We start from the raw sequence: 19,501 nt of genomic DNA on the forward strand, positions 1-19,501 counted from the left end.
AGAAGATGGAAATTCTTTCTTTTGATTTTTTAAGGCGTTCTTTACTAGGGGCGGCTCTAGCCGGGCCAACCTGTGCTCTTTTAGGAATTATCACAACTTCTCGCGGACAAGCCTTCTTCAGTGATTCTCTCTCCCATGCTTCCATCGCAGGCTATGGTTTGGGGCTGCTTATTGAACTATTTGCTTTTAGATACTTCAACCTGAGTTTCCCTGAGAATTTCCTCTCCGCTTTTCTTTTTCTCTATTGTCTTGGAATCTCTCTTTGTTTTGCTTATTTTTTGAATAAATCCAAACTGGAATCGGATACTCTACTTTCGATCATTTTTACAGGAAGTGTAGCCATTGGCATTCTTCTATTAACTAAATTTGTTCGCTATCCTTTGATCGAATCCCTGCTTTTTGGAGACATCAATGCAAGTTCTTGGACCGATATTGGTCTTCTGGGAATGGTTGCTGTGGTGACCTTTTCTTTCCTTCTATTTAATATGCCTGCTCTTTTGCTTACCATGATCGATGAAAATATGGCGATAAGCGAAGGGGTCGAAGTCAAAAAACTTAACTATTGGACGGTGCTGCTAATTGGAGGAGTGGTTGCTTTGAGCCTTAAACTGCTTGGAGCACTCCTAGTAAGTGCAATGATCGTTATTCCAGCAGCATCGGGAAAAATGTGGGCATGGAATTTCCGTTCTCTTTTGTTGATTTCCCTAGTCAATGGGTTTTTAGGGGCTGTTGGAGGGGTCGTTCTTTCCTATTATATGGATGCGATGACAGGTCCAACCATTGTGGGATGTGATATTTTTTTGTTACTCTTGGCTCTATTGTTTAAAAATCTCTTTAAGAAAAAAAACTTAAAAACTATACGGAATAGTTAGAGGCTTTCTAATCTATCCATCGCCTCTTTTAGATTTTCAAACAGAAAAGAAGGATTGGCCAACAACAGTTTTTTTTTGGAGTTGTAACCAGTCAACACTGCTGCAGAGAGAATGCCGCCAGCATGGGCCGCTTCGATATCATGAACCATGTCTCCAAAAAATATCGTACTTTGAGGATCGATCTTTTCTTTTTCGATGATCTGTTTGATAGCAATTCTCTTGTCATCAATTTCTGTATAAATGCGGTCAAAGTATTGTTCGATCCCTAACCGCTTGGCTTGTTTTATAAAATGACCCTGATGGATAGTGCTTAAAAGGATTACTTGGTATTGCTTCTTTTGACAAAATTCTAAAAATTCAAGGGCATAGGGCAATAGTGGAATTTTAACCTGAAACAGTTGAAAGATCGCATGGTAATGTTCGTTCATCTCCATGAAAGAAACTTCTGGTAAATAACTCTTATAGAATTCCTTGAGTGGTAAAAAAAACGTTTCTTTGAATTCTTCAATCGAAAGTTTAGGCTTTCCGTATAAGCCAAATATAAAATTCGAGGCTTTCAAGACAAAGGGCAAGTCATTAGCAAGGGTGCCCGACCAATCCAAAAACACAGTTTGAATTTTTTTCATCGCTTTTGATTTTTGAAAAGACAGTAAACAATCAAAACAAATTCAATCGATTAATCAATAATCTCAATCTGCCATAGGATCGTTTGTCAAATGGGAAAACGATTCTGGGAAGATGGGCTATTTCCGGTTCATTTGATTCCTGTGGTAAGGCAGAAGACAAAGAAAAAGCATTTGGTTTTAAAATGATGTCAGAAAAATCTTCTCGGATCGACTCAAGAGCTTCTGTTGGAGGGATTCTGAAGATACGCAAGACTAGATTATCCCCAACAAACCGATAAGAATGAAAGTTATGATAAAAAGAGAGGATTTCTTTTTTGGCTTCATGTATGTCTTCAGTGACCAAGAATAAATTAAAATCTTCTGCAGATATAAGTCCTCTTTTCAAGAGATTATTTGAAAGAAAGTCGACAAAGTTTTTCCAATAGGTCCCTCCGGGGACATCAATAAACACAAAAGGGACAAGAGGAGCCTTTCCTGTTTGCAGAAGAGTAAGAGTTTCAAAACATTCATCCATAGTTCCAAACCCACCGGGGAACAGGGCGATGGCATGGGATTCTTTGACAAAATGCAGCTTTCGGTTAAAGAAATATCTAAAACTAATGAGTTTCGGATCACCATCGATCACTTCGTTGGGTTTTTGTTCGAAGGGTAAACGAATGTTAAGCCCGAAACTTTTATCCTTACCGGCTCCAAATTGAGCTGCTTCCATGATCCCTTCTCCACCTCCAGTGATAACCATAAAGCCGCTCTCTACCATGATTTTTGCAAAATCTTTTGCACTGAGCCACTCAGGGGTTTGCGGTTTGATGCGGGCTGAACCAAAAATGGTGACTTTTTTAAAAGAGCGATAAGGTTGAAAAATTGACTCCGCATATCGAATTTCTTTTAAGGATTGATTGACAAGACGGACGTCAGCATAAGGAGTGTTTTGGAATGAAAAGCGAAGCACAGTAGCGATCATTTCGAAATATTCACGACGGTTTTCTATGACTCCTGCAGCTTGGAGCAACTCCTCTATTTTTTTGTCGATTTCCGGTTTACCTGAACTGTATACAAAGCTTTTTTTTTCTGTCACTTTATCTATAATGCCTTGTTAAAAAAGAATGGCAACTCTAATAGATCGGCTTAATGAATCTCTGCTTATTGGCGATGGTGCTTTGGGGACCTATCTTTATTCTCTTGGCATTCCGAGAGGCTATTGTATTGAAGAATTAAGTCTTTCTCATCCTAACTTATTGGAAAAGGTTCATCGAGACTATATCGATGCGGGGGCAAAAATTATCCGAACCAATACGGCCGAAGCGAATGCCTACCACTTGTCGTTTTTCAAATTGGAAAAGAAGCTCAAAGAAATCGTTGGCCGCTCCGTGCAGCTAGCCAGGAAAGCTCTTGGATCCAGAGAAGGGTGGATTGCGGGCACAGTGGGTCCTATCTGGACTAAGCCTACTGAATCGCCAATCGATATGGCTACAAGACAAAGCCTCTATGAAGAGTTGATTGCCTCTCTAATTGAGGAAGGAGTAGATCTTCTTTTTTTTGAGACTTTTACCGAGCTTTCCGAACTTTTGCTTGTACTAGATATTGCTCGCAAAAAAGGAGCAGACAAGCTCTTTGCTTTTATCGCCTCCTTTGAAGAAGGAAAATTGTCGAGTGGGGAGACCCTTGGAGAGGCTTTTTCAAAACTCAGACATGCAGGGGCTACCCTTGTGGGGATCAATGGCGCATGCGGTGTCCAAGCTTCGATTCATCTTTTAGAGGAGATTGAGCTAAAGGCCGGGGAGTTTCTAGGTGCCTATCCGAATGCTGGTAAACCTGAATTTTATGATGGGACATTTACCTACTCCGCCAGTCCTTCGTATTTTGGAGAGAATGTTGCAAGATTTGCTGAAGAAGGAGTCTGCCTGCTTGGAGGGGATTACGGCACGGAGCCAGCGCATATAGCGGCGATGGCTCAAAGAGCCGCGACGATTAAGCCCCTCAAAGAAAAACCACCTAAAAGAAGGCCTCGCTATCTGGTTTCCGAACAGGAGGTTTTGCCGCAGATTGAACCATCCCTTCTTGATCTGTTAGCCCTAAAGCCTGTTTTCATGGTCGAGTATGATTCTCCTAAGACTTTAGCAATCGGAAAGTTCCTTGAGGGAGTCAAGGCAATTGAAAAAGCTGGGGCTGATGCGATAACATTGGCTGATAACTCACTTGCGATTTTAAGGATCAGTAACTTTGCAGCAGCCATTCATGTTAGAAGAGTTTCCAAAATGATTCCTATCCTCCATATAGCTTGCCGGGATAGGAATCTTTTAGGATTGCAATCGGAGTTGATGGGGCTGGGAACCTTAGGGTTCAGACATATACTGGCCCTGACAGGAGATCCAGCAAAATCTGGCGATCATCCGGGAGCTACATCAGTCTATGATCTTAATTCTATTGGATTAATCCGACTGCTTGCTAGTTTAAATAGAGGATTTAATGCCGCTGGAAAAGATCTGAAAGGTAAAACGGATTTTATCATTGGCTGTGCTTTTAATCCGAATACTTCCCAGTTTGAAGCCCAGGTAAAAAAATTGGAGGCTAAGCTGGCAGCTGGAGCGCAGTTTGTTATGACACAACCCATATTCGATATCCAGCTTATCAAAAAGACCTATAATTATCTAAAACCTTTGGGCATTCCCGTATTTATTGGGCTAATGCCCCTTTTAAACTACCGAAACGCCGAGTTCCTTCATAATGAGGTACCGGGGATTTCTATACCTGAAGCTGTACGTGAAAAATTGAAAGCAGTAGATGGGGAAAAAGCTATGGAGGTAGGTGTGGGATTTGCACAAGTACTTGGGGAAGAAATTCTTTCGCTTTTCAAAGGCATTTATCTAATCACTCCTTTTCTCCGGTATGATATTTCGGTCAGGCTTTTGGAATTGCTCTTTAGTAGGAAAAAATCTTAGTGCTGACTAGGAATGGCTGGAGGCTCTCCGCGGTGAATGGAAATTTTTTCGATCCATCGAATTCTTTCGAAAACGGATGGATGGCTTTCGTAGAACATGGAATAGAGGGGATCGGAATCGTAAGTTAAGTAATTTGTAGAAACGATTTTTTTCAGTGCCTCGATCAGCGGTTCTGCGGCCCATTTCAAGGCAGCGAAGGCATCTGATTCTTTTTCAGCCTTTCTCAAAAGCCAGTTTTTTAAAGGTTCTAGCGGATAAAGTAAAATAGGCAAGAGCACGATTGCCAGTCCAAAAGTGGATGGAGACCAGTTTGGATCCAGGCTAAATGCAGCTATCCAAGTTTTATGGGTGTCAAGTAGATTAAGGAAAAGAAACATGACCAATCCTCCCAAAAGGGTTACAAGTCGACTTTTCCAAAGATGACCTAGCCGGTAATGGGCCAATTCATGGAAAAGTACTGCAATAAGTTCCTCCCGGTCTAATTGATTGGTCAACGTGTCGTAGAGTATAATACGGCGGTGTTTCCCGAAACCTGTCAAAAAAGCGTTGCTGTGGAGGGAGCGTTTGCTTCCTTCCATAACAAAGATCTGATGAATGGGAAAACCATTTTTTTTGAATATTTTTTCTATTTTATCTTTTAAGTCTTTATCTTCCAAGGGTTTTAAACGGTAGAAAAGGGGAATAATCCACACGGGAAGCATCCATTCTATAAGAAAAAGGGCTATAATCCAAATGACCCAACAGTATAGCCACCACAAGGAAGAGAATTCTTTTATCCAGAGAAATAATAGAAAAAGTGGGCATAAGAAGAAAAGAGAGAGAATCCAATGGCCAACCTGATCAAAAAGGAATAAAATTGGAGTAGTTCGATTGAAACCAAATTGAGATTCAATCCCAAAAGTCCTAATGGCAGAAAATAGGGTTCTTAGGGTATCTTCTAGCCAGAGGATGGAGATCAAAAAACAGCAGCCTGACCAGATCTTTGGAAAAGGAAAAATCTTCCAAAATTCTTCAAACATTCTCAGTCCCCCAAAAGGGATCCAAAAAAGGAACAAAAGATAGAAAAAGACCGAACGAAGTTGCGCCAATTTGATTTTTTGGTTGGCATAAAGGTAAGAATCGGATGAAGAACTCAAAGAGGCAAAAGAAGTATTGTTGAAAGAGGGGGAGTTTTGTGAATTCTTTGTTTTCGAGAGATATTTGAGTTGTCTACTGCTTAGCCAGTAGTCCCAAGCGAGTTCAGCACTGGCAATAAGAACAACCAACCAAACAAAACTTTGCCCAAGGATAAGCATCTTTTTATAAAGGAATTTTAAGCAATTTCTTTACCAATAATTATGATAAAATAAATTTAGACGAACTAAAAATAAAAAAGATGGCTTATAAATTAATAGATTTATTTGTGTACTTTCTTAATTCTTAAAGGAAAAACGGTCTAGAACAGAACAAATGGCAAAGAAAATTAGTTTTTTGCTCTATTCTTTTTTTTACTTTTGGCTCATTGCTAATTCTTTTGCAGTGTCCACAGAAGAGAAAAAGGAGGGCAAATCTCCTGCTCCTACAGCAAAAATATTTGTAGTGGCCGAATATGGGCCAAAACTTCCTCCAGAAAATCTCCAGAACAATGTCGATCGATATATGGAAAAAGTCTCACGCACATTTGATACCTACGTGCAAAGGTCGGCAGCAAAAAAGAGGATGCATCTTTTGCCTTTTAGCTTTACTCCCTTACATGGTTTTGTAGCTCTTGGCTTCTATGTTAGCCCTTTGGGGGTGATTACTGAAAAAGTGTTTTTTATCGACTCTGGAGAAATGGCTGATTTGATAGAACAATGTTTGAGAGAAGCCTTAGGGAAGATGGCAGTTTTGGATCCCCCTTCAAAAGAACTTCAACAAGAGATTGGATCTGGTTTTTGGAAATTTTTTTGTTGTTGGTGGCCTGCGCAATATGAGGGGTTAAACGATGATCTTGAGACTGCCGCCCGATTGTTTAATAGAGGAGGCAATTTTGGTCCAGGGGCGGGAGGAGGCATTCCTTTGGAGTTTCATCAAAGAAAAAAATGAGCCTTTAGATGTTGAGGGTTAGTAGCTTTTTTAGCAATGGATAAGATATTTTTCCTTTTTTTATTTTGTTTTTTTACCATTGTAGCAATGCTTTGGGGACATCCAGCCGAAACTCTTTCTAATAGAGAGAGAGCCAGCGCCGAAGGCCCAAGAAAATACTTATTCCCCTTAGTAGGAGATTGGATGAAGGGTCCTGTTCGAGCACCTGCTTTTTTGATCGAATATGTCGACTTTCAATGCCCGGTGTGTAAAAGGTATAATGAAATCAACAAAGAACTTTTGAAAGATTATCAAGGAAGGCTATTGATCATTTATAGACATAAACCTTCTCCGACGCATCCTTACAGTTTTATAGCTGCATTAAGCGCTGAAGCCGCTGGCAAAGAAGGATGTTTTTGGCAAATGGCTGATCTGCTTTTTGAAAAACAAGATGAATGGGCCAATGCCCAAGATCCATGGAAATTATTTAGACAATATGCCCACTCTTTAAACATAGCCGAAGAACGCTTTTTAAGGAACCTGAAAGATCCACAGCAGCAAAATAAGATCTTGAAGGATATCCAGAGTTCTCTTGCTTTAGGAGCGACGACGATTCCCTCTTTTTTCTTGAATGCTGAAAGGATTCCAAATCCTCAGTCATACGAAGATTTTAAAATACTCATTGAGGCTTCTCTTATTAAATCTAAAAAGACGCAAGTTCATGAGCATGCTGATATTAGAGTGGTGCTTGATGGAAAGCCAGTGGATTTTTCGTTGCCTAAATTTCAGTCGAAATACGGTCAGGAGCTAGATCCCTATGTCCATTTGCATCATGGCAATGGGAAGGTGCTCCATAAACATAAAAATGGGATTAACCTCGGGTATTTTTTAAAACCCTTGGTATGGATTTTGGAAAAGATCATTTTAGCTTGGATACAGGTAAGAGATTTGAGCCCAGTGGCAATAAAGTTCTCCTGCTTTTTGTCAATGGTCGAAAAGAACCCTTAATGGATGCTTATGAACCTAAGGATCTTGATAGAATTCTTCTCTATTTTGGACCAAATTCAGAGGAACTGATTGCTAAGGAATTGGCTCTTGTGAGTGATGAGGCCTGCATTTATTCTTTAAAATGCCCGCAACGAGGAATGCCTCCAGATGAAGAATGTACTGGGCAACTTGGTTCGGATTGTCAATGAGAAAAAATTCTGAGTCTCTCTCAATGGCAGCAGACGATGCTGCCAAGGAGTTTGAATTAACCTTTCGCTTTTATTCTTTGCTGAATGATTTTCTTCCAGTCTGGAAAAGACAAAAAGAAATAAAAAAAGCCTTTGGCAAACATACCACTTTAAAAGATGCCATTGAGTCTTTTGGAGTGCCCCATACCGAAATTGGACTCATCCTCTGTAATAGTCTTCCTGCTAGTTTCGAACAAAAAGTTATAGAGGGTGCTCTTGTGAGCGTTTTCCCTCATTTTAAAACGATCGACATTGGAAAATTAGCTCCAATTCTTTTTGAAAGGCCAAAACAATTTAAATTTATTCTTGATGTCCATTTAGGGACCCTAGCTCGATATTTGCGACTGCTTGGCTTTGATACTCTCTACAACAATACCTATTCTGATGCGCAACTGGCAGATATTGCCTATGCAGAGGAAAGAATTTTATTAACGAGAGATCCAGGACTTTTGAAAAGAAAAAAAGTCAAGCAAGGCTATTTTGTCCGAGCCATTGAGCCCAGACTGCAAGCCATAGAAATCCTAAGGGAGTTCCATTTAAAAGAAAATCTTAGTCCTTTTGGAAGGTGCCTCCGCTGTAATGGCCTACTTCAATCTGTAAACAAAGTAGAAATTAAAAATGTTGTTCCTCCAAAAGTCTGTGAAATACATAATTCTTTTTTAAAATGTCAATGTTGTGCTAAAATTTATTGGCCGGGGAGTCATTATCATCGGATGAAGTCACTAGTTCTTTGGCTTCAGATTCATGCTTACTAACTTCTTTGGGTATGCCAGGATTTTATGCTTATCCCTTAAAAGTATGAATGAATTGTAGAAAGGGAAGGGATATTCCATAAAAATATACTTGTTTAGGGAAATTAAGGGATTGTTAAGAAGGTAAAATTCGTATATTTTTTCTTGACTAAAATATGATATTGTTGGGTTGTGTTTTGTGTTATTTTTGGGAATAGAATTATAAGTTTAAGTCTTTAGTTTATAGAGGGATACATTGAAAAAAAAGTTAGATAAGTATAAAAAATTCTTTGATCTTCTATCCCAATTGAAAAGTATGTTTTGTCCTGGATATCTGAAAGGGAATCTTCGCTCTTTTAATTTAATAAGTGATATTATCAAAGCCCTTTATGCAGTCTTAATAGAAAGTAAAAAGAACATCGTTTATGATTTATCAGTTGTAGTCCAAAATGAGATTGAAGAATTTTTCCGGATTCTAGGATTGGGTGAGCTCTGTATTTTTTATTCTAATGCTGGAGCTGTGTTTGCTGCTCAGCAAACCTTGTTTTCCGGTGTCTGGTGGGTAGAAAACAAAATCATTTCTGACAAAGTTTCTAATTTGAGTATTGAAATCGGATTAATCCCTAGATTTGTATCTGCCGAACGAGAAGAACGTCTACAAAACTTGGATTTTGACACTATGCTTCCATCCCTCAAATCAACGAGCGTAGGATTTCAGGCACTCATCAGTTCTTTAGTGAGGGATACGAAAGGAAACCATTTGGCTATGAACGAAAAAAAGATTCAATTGAATCTTCTTCCCCTAGTTCCTCAGGATAAAAAAACGTTGTTTAGCCTGTTACCAAAAACTGCAATTACAATTTATTCTCAACAAAAGCAGGCTTGGGTTTTTGGGACTCCATGGAAAAATATCTGGTGGATTGAAGAGCTTACCGATGTAGCAATAAATAGGAGGGAGTTAGGCCTACTTGTCTGCGAATTTCCTTATTCCTTGTTTCCTGTTAGCTCAGAACTTAGAATAAGCGCTCGAAGACTAGAAAAAATAGCTGCCCAGCTAAAACCATAATTTCACGAAATTTTCTTTTTTCCCTTTTCCCTATGCTCTAAAGTATTAGCCACATCTTACTTTTTAGGGCAACATAGTCCTCCTTACTGGTAAGGAAATAATCGACGGAGAGGCAAAAATAGTTATGAAATGACTAGCTTTAATGCTGAATGAAAAAATTTGTTTTTCTCTGTCCCCTTTCTCTAGGCCTTTTTCTACTCTTTGTTTTCTTTGGTGCTTCTAAATACAAAACCACAGGAAAACAACCTAAAGCTAAAGAGAATGTTTCTTTTTTCTCTAGGCTTGTAAAGAAAGCAAAAGAACTTTCATTCACTTCTTATCTGCAGCCTCCACCAGTTCCTGCCCAACTTTCCAATCTTAGTTATGACCAGTGGTTTGGTATTAGTTTTAAAGATCCAAGAGGAATCATTCCCAATGAAAGTCGGTTTGTGATTAAGCCTTTTCCCTTAGGATATCTTTTCTGTCAGCCAGTTTTTCTCCATCTGATCACTGCCAATGGCGAAGAAAAGAACTATGATTTTGAACCTTCACTTTTTGATTTTAAGAACGTGGAGCTTGGGAAATTGCCAAAAAATCTTGGATTTTCTGGCTTTAGAGTATTTTATGATTCGAAAGAAAAAGGGGGATGGTTGGAACTTTTTTCGATTGTTGGGGCCAGCTATTTTCGCAGCTTGGGACTGGGACAGACCTGGGGCCTTTCAGCACGGGCTATAGCTGTCAATACTACAGGAAGCAGTAAAGAAGAATTTCCGTATTATAGGGAATTTTGGATTGAAGAACCGAAAAAAGAGGATCGGTCCCTTTCTTTTTATGCGTTACTCGATGGAGAAAGTCTTACAGGAGCCTTTCATTTTTTATTTAGTCCAGGAGAAACGAGTAAACTGGAGATTGAAAATTACATTTTTTTAAGAAAAACAGTGGAAAAATTGGGAATTGCCCCTCTAACGAGCATGTTTCTACAGGGTGAAAATAGCCCACTTCTCTATAATCCTTTGCATCCAGAAGAACACGATTCCGATGGGCTTTCTATTCAGTTGGATACTGGTGAATGGATTTGGAGACCTTTGCAAAATCCACCCTTCTTTTCTTCCTTTGAATTTCCGATTCGTGGAAAGCTACTTGGGTTTGGATTGATGCAAAGAGATAGAAATTTCGACCATTATAAATCGCTCCTTCTTCATTATGAATCTAGGCCTAGTGCTTGGATTATCCCAAGTCAAGGATGGGAAGAGGGACATGTGGAACTTGTCGAGCTTCCCACGACAACAGAAACCAAAGACAACATTGTCTGTTACTTTGTTTCCAATACCCCTGCCCTTTCACAGAAGCAGTTTCACTATGCTTATACGATTTTTTGGGGTAGGGATGTGATAGCTGGTTCGGAGATTGGCCGTGTAGTTTCTACTCGCTACGCACAACTTGACAAGACCATCCGAGAGTATGTTGTGGATTTCTCCATTCCTGGATCTTCTGAAGGGTTGGATCCACAGCCTATTCTGCTTGTTGGACAGGGTGCTAAATTGATTGAACTTAGAATAGAAAGAAATTCGTATGTCAATGGGTTTCGGTTAACTTTTAAGATTCAAAGGCAAGAAGCAGGACCCATCCCACTAAAAGCTTATCTTGAAGCAAAAGACTTTCCTTTGACTGAGACTTGGGATTATGTCGATTTTCCATAAACAAATGAAAGACAAATGAAAGGCTGGATTGGGATTATTTTTTTTACCTGACATTTCTTTTCTTTTTTCCTTTGGAAGGTTTTTCTCAACCGAACTTCTGGGAAGAAATCAAAACAAAGGCTAGGGGGCTATCGAATCTACCTTTTCGTGAGCCACGGAGCCGCCTTCCTAGCTGGTTAGAAAAACTCTCTTATGGCCAATGGGAAGCGATCCGATTTGATGCCAATAACAGTCTTTGGAGAGAAGAAAAACTTCCTTTTGAGATTCAGTTTTATCACTTGGGTTCCATTTTCAGGGTGCCCGTTACTATCTTTGAAGTAGTACATGAGCAAGAAAAGAAAATTGAATTTTTGGAAAAATCTTTTTTTTATGGGCCTTCAATAGAAAAAAAGCCGATTGAGAGAGATATCGGTTTTGCTGGCTTTTCAGTTTATAGTACAGACTGGCAGAAAAAAGAATATTGTATGATTGCAAAGTTTCTTGGCGCCTGTTTTTTCCAGGGACTCACTTGTGGACAAATCCCTGGAATAACAGCTCGAACAATAGCTATCAATACGGCTTTAGCCGAAGGCGAGGAGTTTCCTTTTTTTAGAGAGTTTTGGCTTGTAAAGCCAAAAAAAGAGGATTCTGAGCTCGAACTCTACTCAATTGTGGATTCCCCTAGTATCACTCAAGCCTGTCGGTTTATTATTCTATCTGAGGGCTTCTCTACGGTGTGCAAAATTGATACACAACTCTTTTTTCGTTCTTCTCCAAAAAAAATTGGGATAGCTCCTCTGTCTGCCATGTTTGAGTATGGAGAAAATGGTCCCAAAGTCCTGTCGGATTATAGACCTCAGGTTCATGAGGCTGACGGACTACTAATTGAGTCGGCTACTGGAGATTGGACATGGAGCCCTTTGGAAAATCCTTCACGCTTGGTTGTAAAAGAAATAGCTAAAGGCCAACTTTTGGGATTCGGATTAGTTCAAAGGAATAGACTTTATGATCATTACCAGGATATCCATAGAAGCTTTCAGGATATGCCCTCTGCTTGGGTACAGTTAAACAGCGGATTTCTAGAAGATGGAGAAGTTGAATTGGTGGAGGTTCCACTCAAAGATGATTTGAACAAAAACATTCTGCTTTTCTGGACGCCATCCAAAACCCCTTTTGCTGGTCAGTCACTGAGCTTTAGTTATTCAGTCTGTTGGCTCAAAGGAGAGGTGCCAGCAGAGGGAAAATTGGGCAAAGTCATTTCGGCAAGAGTGGATCGAACAAAGACATCTCAGGGTAAAACAGCTATGCTACTCAGTTTTAAGGGAGAATTACTGGAAGAGAATGCTGCTTTAGGATTTAATCCAGTGGTTCATGTTCTGTCGGGAGGAGAGCTCCTTTACGCTACTGTTGGATGGGAGGCTCAAGAAAAAACGGCGCTGCTAGAAGTGCAAATCCAGGAGAACGGTAGAGAACCACTGCGAGTAGAAGGTTGGCTAGAAAATACAGGGAAAAAACTGACCGAAAGGTGGTATCAAGAATTGTTCAAATGAAGGATAATCAAATGGCATCTTTTCTAAAAGAGAGGCTTCTTTTCTATGCGAGCCTTTGTGCTTGTGAAGAAAAGGAGGCTAGGCAAGCTCTAGAGGAGGCTTTTAGCTCTGCGGATAATCCTGAAGGAGTTTTTGATACATTTAGATTTTTTTGTTCTGGTGCTAAAAATAATGAAGCCTTTCTTAGGCAGTGGATTGAGATGGAGCTGCAACAGTTCTTTGAGGTCAAAGAAAATAGGTTTTGCTTTGATCCAACTTTTTCTAAGCCCTTAGTAGCAGCGATGCTGCCGATCAAAAGAAAATCAATGACGGCTTCTGTACTCTTGGAACCAAACCAGTTTTTGAAGATTGTTGCATTTTTGGGTCGGTTACAAAGGAAGTCTGCTTAGTTTTATATAACGAAAAACCTCGATGATACAGCAAAGCTTTTGGGAAAAGATTGCGCTGAGGCGAAGGATTCTACTACTATTTCTGGTAATCGTTCCCACCATAATAGCCAGCGAGTTCATGGCGGAAATTCTTCCATACAAGGGGTCCAATCCCCTGGAAATAGCCATCATTATTCTTTTTGGAATTCTTTTTGGTTGGATATCGATCGGTTTATGGACGGCGATTGCAGGGTTTCTGCTGCTTGTTGGAAATAAAGAAAAGTTGAAAGCAATGCGGGATGAATCCAAATCTATTATGGCCGAAACCAAAGTGGCTGTCTTAATGCCCATTTATTGTGAAAAAGTTGAAAGGATTTGTGCCGGGATCGAGGCCATTTATAGGTCCATAGAAGAAAATGGGAAACTTTCTTTTTTTGATTTTTTTATCCTTAGCGATTCGGATAGTCCAGACAACCAGATAGAAGAGGAGATTGGCTGGGCGAATCTTTGCAGAAAAGTCAACGGCATAGGCAAAATTCTTTATAGGATAAGAAGAGTACGGTTAAAAAAGAAAAGTGGGAATATCGCTGAATTTTGTAGGCGCTGGGCTGCTTATTACAAATACTTAATTGTTCTAGATGCGGACAGTCTTATGGGAGGGCAAACAATGATAAGGCTTGTGGAAATCATGGAATCCAATCCATCTGTTGGATTGGTTCAAACAGTTCCTAAAGCGCTTGGTGCCAGTTCTCTTTTTTCTCGGATAGAACAGTTTTCAAGCCATCTTTTGGGTTCCATGTTTGCTGCTGGCATTCATTATTGGCAGCTTGGAGATGGCCAATATTGGGGACATAATGCAATTATCCGGACCGAGCCCTTCATAAAATATTGTGGCTTGCCAAAACTATCGGATAGGCTGCCATTTGGCGGAGAAATCCTTAGCCATGATTTCGTCGAATCGGCCCTTTTGAGAAAATCAGGCTATTCGGTTTGGTTAGCTTACGAGCTTGAGGATAGCTATGAAGAACTGCCTCCAACCCTTCTTGATGAATTGAAAAGAGACAGGAGGTGGTGTCAAGGAAATCTTCAACATCTTCGACTCATCTTTTCTAAAGGTTTGTTTATCTTTAATCGATTTCTTTTCCTTAACGGTGTGATGGCCTATGGTTCAGCGGTACTTTGGGGAGGGTTTCTAGTGCTTACTACTCTGGAAAGTCTGCTTCATATTTTTATCGTTCCAAACTACTTTCCTCAAGGGTTAAGTCTTTTCCCTAGCTGGCCTGTTTTTCATGCTGATTGGGCAGCATTGCTTTTTCTGTTTACTCTTTTGGTATTATTAATGCCGAAGCTCTTAGGGGTGCTTCTTGTGATTTGGGCTAGGGAATTGGGAAAATATGGAGGGCTGAAAAATCTTCTAGAAAGTGTATTCCTAGAAATTCTGTTTTCGACCTTGATTGCTCCTATCAAAGCACTATTCCATGGACTTTTTATTTTATCTGCTTTCTTGGGGAAGAGGGTCAGCTGGGGCAAACAGATACGGGAAGGAGCTGAATTTTCTTGGAAAGACGGATTTTATCATTTTTTTCCTGTGACTATTATTGGCATGGCTCTTGGGATTGGTAGCTACCTATTAAATCCTTCGAGTTTCTGGTGGCTTTTACCTGTTATTTTTTCTTTTTTGCTTTCCATTCCTCTAGCTGTGCTTTCCAGTAGGATCTCTTTAGGAATAAAGGCAAAAGAAAAAGGAATCTTTACGGTTCCTGTCGAGTCAGATCCAACTCCTGTCATCGTTGCGCTAAAAAAAGCGCTAAACGAAAAGGCTTCTTATGTTAGAAGAGGACTCTCAATTTATGGCTTTAGATCTGCAGTCGTGGATCCGTTGATCCATGCACTCCATCTCGCCTGCATTGGCTTGTCAAAATGCAAAAAGGAGTCTAGGGAGATTAAAGAATGGAAACACCAATTAATTGAACGTTCTCTTCAAAATGGCCCTGAGTCTTTATCCTCTTTCGAAAAAAAAGCGCTCTTAAGGGATCCCTATAGCTTGAGCCTTCTTCATAAGAAAATATGGACTGCCGATCCACCCATCTGGAAGCTCTGGGTGGGAGATGCCGAAAGGTAAGATGAAAAACAAAACGAACCGTGTTAGAATACTTCTTAATGGCTATTACTATTATTGGTTGTGGTCAATTGCTTAGAAAAGATGATGGGCTTGGACCTGAGTTGATCCGCAGGCTTGCTTCATTGCATCCACCCCTGCCTGTAAAACTCATTGATTATGGAACATCGGGGTTTTCTCTTTTAGATGATCTGGAGGAATATGATTCATTGATTGTGATCGATGGAATAAAGAGTGGATCTATCCCTGGAACAATTTTTATGGTTGACGGCGAGCAGTTTGAAAAATTGCTAGAAACAGATTCCTATGCCGATCTTCATTCTTTCCGCTGGGATGATGCCTTGAAATGGGGTAAATGGCTTTATAAGGAAAGGTTTCCTAAAAACATCAAAATCTATTTAGTCGAGGTTAAAGAGGTGGGCTATGGGATTGGTCTTTCAGAACCAGTAAAAGAAGCAATTGAGAGACTTGTAGAAATGTTCAAAAAAGAGTTTAGTTCAAAAGAACCCGAGCTTACCTAAAGCTATGCATGAACTCTCCCTGTGCGAATCATTGGTTTCTTTGCTTGAGGAAAAGTCTCTAGAATTAGGATTTCAAAAGGTCAAAAAAATTGTCTTAAAGACAGGTCCCTTAGCCCTTGTTGAACCAGAGGCAATGAAGTTTTCCTTTTCGATTGCTTCTAAAGGAACAATTGCCGAAGGAGCTGAACTTCATATTGAAGAAATTCTTGTCAAAGCCTACTGCTTAAGTTGTCAAAAGGAAGGATTTGTAGGAAAAATTGGCGAGAGCTGTCCTGACTGTGAGGGAGTCATGATTTTATCCGAAGAGGGCAAAGAATTAACAGTAGATAGTATAGAGGTCGAGTAAAGGTGGATGGGTGGCCTACAACCATAGAAGAGTTGATTTCAGAACAGAAACGAATAGCCAGGCTTTCTGTTTCAAATTGGGAAAAACCTTCTAAACCATTTGTCTGTGCTGCAGTCTTTATCTGTTATTTACGACAAACAAGTGGACCCGGTAAAAAATCCGATCAAGGGTGGGGGGCTGCCATTGCTCTTTTCCCAGATGGACAAGTAAAGACTTTTACTATTTCTGAAAGAGCTTCTTTCGATTATATTCCAGGGTTGCTTGCTTTAAGAGATGGACCGTTATTAGAAAAAGCTGTCGTTGGACTTAATCTTCGCCCTGAGCTTCTTTTTGTGAATGCAACTTCAAGGGATCATCCTCACAGAGCGGGTTTGGCTCTGCATTTGGGTTATAAGCTGGATATTCCAACGGTGGGGATCACAAGAAAACCTTTAATAGCCACAGGCGCTCTTCCTGGAAAGAACAGAGGAGATAGATCTGAACTTCGAATCGAGAACGAAACTGTTGCCTTTTGGCTTAGAACTCAAGAGAACAAAGCCCCGCTTGTTGTGCATCCAGGCTACCGACTTGATTGGGAGACAGCGATAGAAATTGTGCTTTGCTATACCAGAAAATATAGGACGCCAGAACCATTAAGACTTGCTAGACAAGCTGCTAGGTTATGTCGTGCCGAATTCGTTCGTTCACCTCTGTGATCATGGATTCTTGTATTTTGTTCAGAAGAACAGGTTGTTTCTGATAGAAAAAAAGTTACAATTATTAGAAAAGGAGCGAACCTATGCCCACTTTTATTATCCTTAGCCGTTTAACTCCAGAGAGTATGAAAGAGCCATCAGAAATCAAAAATTTATCAAAGGTAGTTTCCAGTAAGATCAAAGAGGAATGCCCGGGGATAAAATGGAAAGAAAGCTATGCGACGCTAGGAGAATATGACATTGTGGACATTGTTGAGGCAAAAGATGTAGCTGAGGTAGAAAAAGCAGCAATGATACTCCGGGGATATGGAAAAGAAATCACCGAAACGATGTCAGCTGTCCCCTGGGATGAGTTTGTTTCCTCTATGGCTATTCATAAGAAATGATTGATTAAAAGAAGAGGGCTTTTGTTTTATTCGCGAGTGACTTCTAAAGGACTTTTGTCTGTACGGATTCCTACAAAAATGGGCTGGCGGATTTTACCAAGTGCCGTCCATTCCCTAAATGCAACTTCGCAAAGAATCATTGGTTTTGTCCAGTGGATAGAAAGAGATCTAGGAAATTGAATGGGTGGTGTCTGACTGAATGGGGAAGAAGAAATTTCAAGCTTTTTTAGGAGCGTATAAAGCTCCAGAGCTGTTTGTTCTGAAAACCCACTGCCTACCCTACCGGCATAGCAGAGAACATTATTTTGATAATAACCTAAAAGAAGAGAGCCAAAAGGCTTTAGCGAGCCTTTTGGCTCTGTCCAACCTATAATGACAAACTCCTGTCGCTTTAAAAACTTGAATTTCAACCACGCTGAAGATCTTTTCCCCGATGTGTAGACAGAGTCAGCACGTTTTGCAACGACTCCTTCAAAACCTAACTCTTTAATTTTTGCGGCGACCTTCTTTGGTTCTTCAGAAAAATAGGGAATCAAGCGGACAGGGGAGGGAAGATGAGAAAAGAAGTGGTAAAGAAGATCTTTTCTGGTGCTAAGAGGCAATCTGCGCAGGTCGCGCTTCCTTAAAGAAAGCAGATCGAAGAGATAAAAAACGGTCAAAACTTTGTCTCTAGCCCTTTGAAGAAGATTAAAAGAAGGTTTGCCCTGTTGGTCGAGAGCAGCAATTTCTCCATCTAGAACCCATGTGGATTCTTCAGAAGAACTTAAAGTTTTAAGAATGTCGGGAAATTTTTCATTTTCTGATAACTTCCTTCGAGAAAAAAGAATAGTCTTTTGATTGTCGAATTTGACAGCAATAATCCTCATCCCATCAATTTTAGGTTCATAAATCCAGCCCGGATAAGGAAGCTGGCAATGACTGCTTTTGGCTAGCATCGGCTCTAAAAACATAGGTTCCAATTTAGGTAACTTTAAGAGATCTAAGTTCACTCTTTTCCCTTTTTTCCTTTTTTATTCTCCTGCTTTAACCCAGAGCCTGTAGAAATCCTTGATCGACCATTCCCCATTCTCAAACTTTCTTCAAGCAGAGAAACAAGATCCTTTTGTTCTTTTCCTATAGTTTGAGGCTTTCTTTCCTTGGATACTTCTGTATATCCTTTTTTGATTTTCTCTTTAATGAGTTTTTCAATAGCTTTCGAATATTCGTCTTGATACCTGCTTGGATCCCAAGGTACAGACATTTTTTCGATCAATTCTATTGCCATTTTCTTTTCACGTTCATCCAATTCGACTTTTGGTGGAGAGCCTAGTTCTTTGGGATCAACAATTTCTCTTTGAAAATACATCAGTTCAAGAGTCAGGAAGGAATTTTTTGGTTTCAATGCGGCCAAATGCTCCTTGTTGTGTAATATAATCTTGGCGATGGCAGTTTTCCCAGTCTTGATTAAACCATAATGGAATAATTGGTAGGCTTTTTCTCCACCTTTATCTGGAAACAAATAATAGGGTTTTTCGAAGTAAATGGGATCAATTTCAGAAAGCGCAACAAAATCTAAAACTTTAACAGTATGAATGGCTTCTACATCGACTCGATCAAAGTCTTCATCTTTCAGAATCACAAATTTGCCTTTTTCATATTCATACCCACGAACTACTTGATCCCAGGGCACTTCTTTTTGATCTGTCACAGCCACCCGTTTGTTCGTTATAGGCGAAAGATCACTGCGTCGAAGGAATTTAAACCGCAATGGTTCGGTTTTTATGGCAGGATACAGCTTGACCGGAATCGTCACAAGCCCAAAACTGATGGTCCCTTTCCATAGGGCTCGCATGAATTAATAATAAGTTCTATCAATAGAGGAGGCAACAACCAGTTGGAATAAAAAAGATGAAAAGGAATGCTTGCAATTCTTCAAAAGCTGAATAAGGAAGAAGAGACAAATTATGCCGCGTGGTGCAATTGGTAGCACATCAGACTCTGGATCTGAGTGTTCTAGGTTCGAATCCTAGCGCGGCAGCAGGATTTGAAAAAGTTTTTTTTCAAGACTTTTGCCAATTCTTTTTCCCTCCAATGTTTCCCAACCCATAGCACTAGGAGGTATAAGCCAATCAATTAGATTAGGACCAAGAAGCAGTCCGAAAGGTGGAAGTGTTACCACATTTACAGACCATCCTCTTTTACACGATGAAAATTAGGACTGGATTTTTCTTCTTTGGATGGAAGAAGAGTTTGGGGAGTGATAGAGCTAGTTGGTGCAAGAAGAAGCTTAGCCCTGTTGCTGTTCTCATTAGAGTGCAGATCTCAGCTACTCCATGAGTTGTTGAGCATCAGTTATCGAAACCATAT

The 19,501-nt window shown here is 40.0% G+C and carries 20 protein-coding genes and 1 tRNA gene; 16 read left to right on the forward strand and 5 right to left on the reverse strand.

Going from position 1 to position 19,501, the window contains the following annotated elements; genetic code table 11:
• Window positions 1–5 precede the first annotated feature (5 nt).
• Complete coding sequence (locus kam1_RS03380; RefSeq protein WP_039721120.1) at window positions 6–872, forward strand: metal ABC transporter permease; 867 nt, start codon at window positions 6–8, stop codon at window positions 870–872.
• Here the strand turns inward: kam1_RS03380 and kam1_RS03385 are convergent.
• Together kam1_RS03385 and kam1_RS03390 are read right to left on the reverse strand one after the other, a co-directional pair.
• Window positions 869–1,498: an HAD family hydrolase gene (locus tag kam1_RS03385; protein WP_143958251.1), complete on the reverse strand. Its 630-nt coding sequence runs from the start codon at window positions 1,496–1,498 to the stop codon at window positions 869–871. The two genes, kam1_RS03380 and kam1_RS03385, sit on opposite strands and share 4 nt — an antisense overlap.
• 31 nt (window positions 1,499–1,529) lie before the next feature.
• Window positions 1,530–2,573 carry an LOG family protein gene (locus kam1_RS03390; protein ID WP_143958252.1) on the reverse strand — a complete coding sequence of 348 codons (1,044 nt, stop codon included), beginning with the start codon at window positions 2,571–2,573 and terminating at the stop codon, window positions 1,530–1,532.
• A 28-nt stretch (window positions 2,574–2,601) separates the two neighbouring features.
• Between kam1_RS03390 and kam1_RS03395 the strand changes: the two genes are divergently transcribed.
• Window positions 2,602–4,437: a bifunctional homocysteine S-methyltransferase/methylenetetrahydrofolate reductase gene (locus kam1_RS03395; protein ID WP_039721119.1), complete on the forward strand. Its 1,836-nt coding sequence runs from the start codon at window positions 2,602–2,604 to the stop codon at window positions 4,435–4,437.
• Here kam1_RS03395 and kam1_RS03400 read toward each other — a convergent pair.
• Window positions 4,434–5,732 (reverse strand): M48 family metallopeptidase, encoded by a 1,299-nt coding sequence (locus kam1_RS03400; protein ID WP_039721118.1) that lies wholly within the window; start codon window positions 5,730–5,732, stop codon window positions 4,434–4,436. The two genes, kam1_RS03395 and kam1_RS03400, sit on opposite strands and share 4 nt — an antisense overlap.
• Before the next feature lie 154 nt (window positions 5,733–5,886).
• On the opposite strand from kam1_RS03400, the gene kam1_RS03405 reads away from it, so the two are divergent.
• From kam1_RS03405 to kam1_RS03460, 13 genes are all read left to right on the forward strand, one after another.
• Entirely contained in the window at window positions 5,887–6,501 is a 615-nt protein-coding gene (locus kam1_RS03405) for a hypothetical protein (RefSeq protein WP_039721117.1), read from the forward strand.
• Between the two features lie 36 nt (window positions 6,502–6,537).
• Window positions 6,538–7,488, forward strand: coding sequence for a DsbA family protein (locus kam1_RS03410; protein ID WP_244946151.1), 951 nt, complete (start codon window positions 6,538–6,540; stop codon window positions 7,486–7,488).
• Window positions 7,488–7,676, forward strand: coding sequence for a hypothetical protein (locus tag kam1_RS10465; RefSeq protein WP_244946152.1), 189 nt, complete (start codon window positions 7,488–7,490; stop codon window positions 7,674–7,676). The genes kam1_RS03410 and kam1_RS10465 overlap by 1 nt, the downstream gene beginning before the upstream one ends.
• Before the next feature lie 23 nt (window positions 7,677–7,699).
• On the forward strand, window positions 7,700–8,470 hold the full coding sequence (locus kam1_RS03415; protein WP_052250469.1) for a Mut7-C RNAse domain-containing protein: 771 nt from the start codon (window positions 7,700–7,702) through the stop codon (window positions 8,468–8,470).
• 232 nt (window positions 8,471–8,702) lie between these two features.
• The gene (locus tag kam1_RS03420) at window positions 8,703–9,512 is read left to right on the forward strand and encodes a hydrogenase expression/formation C-terminal domain-containing protein (protein WP_039721115.1); all 810 of its coding nucleotides are present in this window, start codon (window positions 8,703–8,705) and stop codon (window positions 9,510–9,512) included.
• A 149-nt stretch (window positions 9,513–9,661) separates the two neighbouring features.
• Window positions 9,662–11,191: a glucan biosynthesis protein D gene (locus tag kam1_RS03425; RefSeq protein WP_039721114.1), complete on the forward strand. Its 1,530-nt coding sequence runs from the start codon at window positions 9,662–9,664 to the stop codon at window positions 11,189–11,191.
• A gap of 71 nt (window positions 11,192–11,262) precedes the next feature.
• Window positions 11,263–12,720 (forward strand): glucan biosynthesis protein, encoded by a 1,458-nt coding sequence (locus kam1_RS03430; protein WP_244946153.1) that lies wholly within the window; start codon window positions 11,263–11,265, stop codon window positions 12,718–12,720.
• A gap of 11 nt (window positions 12,721–12,731) precedes the next feature.
• The gene (locus kam1_RS03435; protein WP_143958254.1) at window positions 12,732–13,109 is read left to right on the forward strand and encodes a hypothetical protein; all 378 of its coding nucleotides are present in this window, start codon (window positions 12,732–12,734) and stop codon (window positions 13,107–13,109) included.
• A gap of 22 nt (window positions 13,110–13,131) precedes the next feature.
• Window positions 13,132–15,210: a glucans biosynthesis glucosyltransferase MdoH gene (gene mdoH, locus kam1_RS03440; protein ID WP_039721111.1), complete on the forward strand. Its 2,079-nt coding sequence runs from the start codon at window positions 13,132–13,134 to the stop codon at window positions 15,208–15,210.
• Between the two features lie 38 nt (window positions 15,211–15,248).
• Window positions 15,249–15,728 (forward strand): hydrogenase maturation protease, encoded by a 480-nt coding sequence (locus kam1_RS03445; RefSeq protein ID WP_039721110.1) that lies wholly within the window; start codon window positions 15,249–15,251, stop codon window positions 15,726–15,728.
• Window positions 15,729–15,732: 4 nt separating this feature from the next.
• The gene (gene hypA / locus kam1_RS03450) at window positions 15,733–16,074 is read left to right on the forward strand and encodes a hydrogenase maturation nickel metallochaperone HypA (protein ID WP_039721109.1); all 342 of its coding nucleotides are present in this window, start codon (window positions 15,733–15,735) and stop codon (window positions 16,072–16,074) included.
• A gap of 2 nt (window positions 16,075–16,076) precedes the next feature.
• Window positions 16,077–16,769 carry an endonuclease V gene (locus kam1_RS03455; protein WP_039721108.1) on the forward strand — a complete coding sequence of 231 codons (693 nt, stop codon included), beginning with the start codon at window positions 16,077–16,079 and terminating at the stop codon, window positions 16,767–16,769.
• An 83-nt stretch (window positions 16,770–16,852) separates the two neighbouring features.
• Window positions 16,853–17,155, forward strand: coding sequence for a GYD domain-containing protein (locus kam1_RS03460; protein ID WP_009060748.1), 303 nt, complete (start codon window positions 16,853–16,855; stop codon window positions 17,153–17,155).
• 26 nt (window positions 17,156–17,181) lie between these two features.
• Here the strand turns inward: kam1_RS03460 and ligD are convergent, their stop codons facing one another.
• Window positions 17,182–18,144, reverse strand: a complete 963-nt coding sequence (ligD, locus tag kam1_RS03465; protein ID WP_052250446.1) for a non-homologous end-joining DNA ligase — start codon at window positions 18,142–18,144, stop codon at window positions 17,182–17,184.
• Window positions 18,141–18,986, reverse strand: a complete 846-nt coding sequence (gene ku / locus kam1_RS03470; RefSeq protein WP_039721107.1) for a non-homologous end joining protein Ku — start codon at window positions 18,984–18,986, stop codon at window positions 18,141–18,143. Before ku ends, ligD begins: the two co-directional genes overlap by 4 nt.
• Before the next feature lie 113 nt (window positions 18,987–19,099).
• On the opposite strand from ku, the gene kam1_RS03475 reads away from it, so the two are divergent.
• Window positions 19,100–19,172, forward strand: a tRNA-Gln gene (locus kam1_RS03475).
• Window positions 19,173–19,501: the final 329 nt, after the last annotated feature.

Source organism: Methylacidiphilum kamchatkense Kam1, assembly GCF_007475525.1.
GTDB lineage: Bacteria > Verrucomicrobiota > Verrucomicrobiia > Methylacidiphilales > Methylacidiphilaceae > Methylacidiphilum > Methylacidiphilum kamchatkense.

Bases quoted from the DNA above. Each gene is read 5' to 3' on its own strand.
- kam1_RS03380 (WP_039721120.1), top strand. From the start codon at position 6: ATGGAAATTCTTTCTTTTGATTTTTTAAGGCGTTCTTTACTAGGGGCG.
- kam1_RS03410 (WP_244946151.1), top strand. From the start codon at position 6,538: ATGGATAAGATATTTTTCCTTTTTTTATTTTGTTTTTTTACCATTGTA.
- kam1_RS03435 (WP_143958254.1), top strand. From the start codon at position 12,732: ATGGCATCTTTTCTAAAAGAGAGGCTTCTTTTCTATGCGAGCCTTTGT.
- kam1_RS03415 (WP_052250469.1), top strand. From the start codon at position 7,700: ATGGCAGCAGACGATGCTGCCAAGGAGTTTGAATTAACCTTTCGCTTT.
- mdoH (WP_039721111.1), top strand. From the start codon at position 13,132: ATGATACAGCAAAGCTTTTGGGAAAAGATTGCGCTGAGGCGAAGGATT.
- kam1_RS10465 (WP_244946152.1), top strand. From the start codon at position 7,488: ATGGATGCTTATGAACCTAAGGATCTTGATAGAATTCTTCTCTATTTT.
- kam1_RS03395 (WP_039721119.1), top strand. From the start codon at position 2,602: ATGGCAACTCTAATAGATCGGCTTAATGAATCTCTGCTTATTGGCGAT.
- kam1_RS03445 (WP_039721110.1), top strand. From the start codon at position 15,249: ATGGCTATTACTATTATTGGTTGTGGTCAATTGCTTAGAAAAGATGAT.
- ku (WP_039721107.1), bottom strand. From the start codon at position 18,986: ATGCGAGCCCTATGGAAAGGGACCATCAGTTTTGGGCTTGTGACGATT.
- kam1_RS03425 (WP_039721114.1), top strand. From the start codon at position 9,662: ATGAAAAAATTTGTTTTTCTCTGTCCCCTTTCTCTAGGCCTTTTTCTA.
- hypA (WP_039721109.1), top strand. From the start codon at position 15,733: ATGCATGAACTCTCCCTGTGCGAATCATTGGTTTCTTTGCTTGAGGAA.
- kam1_RS03460 (WP_009060748.1), top strand. From the start codon at position 16,853: ATGCCCACTTTTATTATCCTTAGCCGTTTAACTCCAGAGAGTATGAAA.
- kam1_RS03385 (WP_143958251.1), bottom strand. From the start codon at position 1,498: ATGAAAAAAATTCAAACTGTGTTTTTGGATTGGTCGGGCACCCTTGCT.
- kam1_RS03400 (WP_039721118.1), bottom strand. From the start codon at position 5,732: ATGCTTATCCTTGGGCAAAGTTTTGTTTGGTTGGTTGTTCTTATTGCC.
- kam1_RS03405 (WP_039721117.1), top strand. From the start codon at position 5,887: ATGGCAAAGAAAATTAGTTTTTTGCTCTATTCTTTTTTTTACTTTTGG.